The organism is Variovorax sp. 20P10.2.4 (genome assembly GCF_058244205.1).
In genome coordinates this window covers 1-2,456 of sequence record NZ_JBZAYE010000880.1, presented here as the reverse complement: position 1 = coordinate 2,456, position 2,456 = coordinate 1, and the positions used below count along the sequence as shown (strand labels likewise).

At 69.6% G+C, this 2,456-nt stretch carries 3 protein-coding genes; 2 read left to right on the top strand and 1 reads right to left on the bottom strand.

The features are described from left to right. On the top strand, positions 1-446 hold a 446-nt coding region (locus AC27VN_RS38910; RefSeq protein WP_490880126.1), incomplete at its 5' end, for an EamA family transporter. Between the two features lie 8 nt (positions 447-454). Here AC27VN_RS38910 and AC27VN_RS38905 read toward each other — a convergent pair. Continuing rightward, complete coding sequence (locus tag AC27VN_RS38905) at positions 455-1,348, bottom strand: SDR family oxidoreductase (RefSeq protein WP_490880125.1); 894 nt, start codon at positions 1,346-1,348, stop codon at positions 455-457. 78 nt (positions 1,349-1,426) lie between these two features. On the opposite strand from AC27VN_RS38905, the gene AC27VN_RS38900 reads away from it, so the two are divergent. Next, a complete protein-coding gene (locus AC27VN_RS38900) occupies positions 1,427-1,993 on the top strand; it encodes a TetR/AcrR family transcriptional regulator (protein ID WP_490880124.1) in 567 nt (188 codons plus the stop codon). The last annotated feature ends 463 nt before the right edge of the window (positions 1,994-2,456 follow it).

Here is a 2,456-nt window from a genome sequence, read left to right as displayed (position 1 = left end):
ATGCCGACGTGGTGCGCGGCCACGGTCTGATCCTGCTGGCCGCGGCCTGCTGGGCCGCCTGCATCGTCTACGGACGCGCCCATCGATGGACCACGCCGCCGTTCCAGCTGCTGCCCTGGCAGATGCTGTTGGCGAGCAGCGCGCAACTGCTGCTGGCGCTGGCCATCGAGGGCGTGCCGCGCATCGCGTGGTCGATGGAGCTGGTCGCGCTGCTGGGCTACAGCAACCTCATCGGCACCGTGCTCGCCTACTGGGCGATGAACACCGTGAACCGTGACCTGCCGGCCTCCGTGACCTCGATGGGGCTGCTGGGCGTGCCGGTGGTGGGCCTGCTGGCGGCCGACCTCGCGCTGGGCGAAAGGCCCGATGGCGCGCTGCTGCTGGCGACGGGGCTGATCGTGGCGGGCATCGCGATCTCGAACTGGGTGCGCCGATCGCGGCGATGACGGTGCGATCAGTGCCCGGGATAGTGCCCCGCGGCAATGTCCTGCAGCAGCGTTGCGTGCGTCGGCTCCCAGCCGAGCACTTCGCGCGTCCTGGCATTGGCGGCGGGCGCGTCGGCGCCGAAGAACATGCCGAGCCAGTCGAAGTGCGAAGCCGCGCGGTCGGCGGGGATTGACTCGGCCGGCACGTCGAGGAACCGGCCCAGCGCCGTCGCTATGTCCTTGGTGGCGATGCCTTCCTCGGCGACCGCATGCAGGACAGTGCCCGGTGGCGCCTTGTCGATCGCGAGCTGCACGAGCTTGCCGGCATCGAGCCGATGGACGGCCGGCCAGCGGTTGAGGCCTTCGCCCAGGTACGCCGCGACGCCCTTGGTTCGCGCGATCCGGGCCAGCGTTGCGACGAAGCCGTGGTCGCCGCCGGCGCCATGCACTGTCGGTGCGAACCGCACGACCAGCGAGCGGATGCCGCGCTGCGCCAGGTCGAGCGTGTACGCCGCATTCGCGATGCGTGGATGGGTCGCGGCCGCGGGCATGTCCGCTTCGGTGCCCACGCGCCCGGGCGCCAGGCCCAGCGTGCCCGAGGCGATCAGCAGCGGGCCGCCGGTTCCCTGCAGGACGTCGGCGAAGGCGTCGATGGCGGCGCGGTCGGTCCGGGCCGCCGCGGCCATCTGGGAGAAGTCGTGGTTGTAGCCGAGGTGCACCACGCCTTCCGCGCGCGCCGCCGCGGCGCGCAGGCTCGCAACATCGTCCAGCGAGCCGCGCACGACCTCGGCGCCCAACTGCTCGATCCTGGCGGCGGCTTCGTCGTTGCGGGCGAGGCCCAGCACCTGGTGCCCGGCCGCGAGGAGTTCGGCGACGCTGGCCGAGCCGATCCAGCCCGACGCGCCAGTGACAAGAATCTTCATCGAATGCTCCAGTGATGTCATTAAGTGACATCAGTATAAACCTATGATGTCACACTGTGTCAACACTTGGGAGGTCCGATGGGTCGTTGGGAGCCCGATGCGGCAGGACGCTTTCGCGTGGCCGCCATGGAGCTGTTCGCGGAGATCGGCTATGAGCAGACCACGGTGGCGGCCATCGCGCAGCGCGCCGGTCTCACGCCGCGCACTTTCTTTCGCCACTTCGCGGACAAGCGCGAAGTGCTGTTCAACGGCTCGGAGCTGCTGCAGCAATCGATGACGGCCGCGCTCGCCGCCGCGCCTGCGCGTGCCTCGGCCATGGAGGCGGTGGCCATCGCGCTGAGGGGCGCCGCGGATTTCTTCGACGAGGAGCGCCGCCGCTACGCCCACCAGCGCGCCACCGTGATCGCCGCCACGAGCGAGTTGCACGAACGCGAGCTGATCAAGCTGGCCAGGTTGTCAGAGGCCCTCGCGGCCGCCTTGCGCGCCAGGGGCGTGGAGAAGTCCGATGCAAGCCTCGCGGCCGAGGCGGGCATCGCGGTGTTCCGCATCGCGTTCGCGCAATGGGTCCAGGCCTCCGAGCGACGCAGCTACAGCGAGATCGTCGATGCGTCGCTGGCGAGCCTGAAGGCGCTGGTGGCCGTCTAAGAGTCTGCGCGGCAGCGCCGGCTCCCACGCCCTTCGCCGCGGCACTTGTGTCTGTCGACACGCGCAAGTTACTTCCTGGAGCACCCCCGCTCTACCCACCTTTTGCAAGCCTTGCACGGGCTCCCGGCGCGGGGCTTTCTGCGAGCGACGAGCCCCTTCCTCATTCGCAGGCGCCGCGGCGCGCCCGCGTGCCCGACACGAAAAGAAACTGCCCTGGCATGGGGTACCCCCTGGTGATTTCACGCGGGGGTACGTCTATTTACATTTCGCCGGCCGGATCCTGCCGACGTCTCATCCCAAGCCCACTGCGTGCATCCGGGCGAATCGCGTGGCTGGAGAAACCGGCATGGTTTCTGGACCCGCAATGGGAGCACACGATGAACACGACATTCGAGACGATCTGGACCGGAACACCGCACGTGGGGGCGGCCGCACCCGGGGCCGCGCGGCGCCACGGCAAGAG

Coding starts and splice junctions, on each gene's coding strand:
- AC27VN_RS38905 (WP_490880125.1), bottom strand. CDS start 1,348: ATGAAGATTCTTGTCACTGGCGCGTCGGGCTGGATCGGCTCGGCCAGC.
- AC27VN_RS38900 (WP_490880124.1), top strand. CDS start 1,427: ATGGGTCGTTGGGAGCCCGATGCGGCAGGACGCTTTCGCGTGGCCGCC.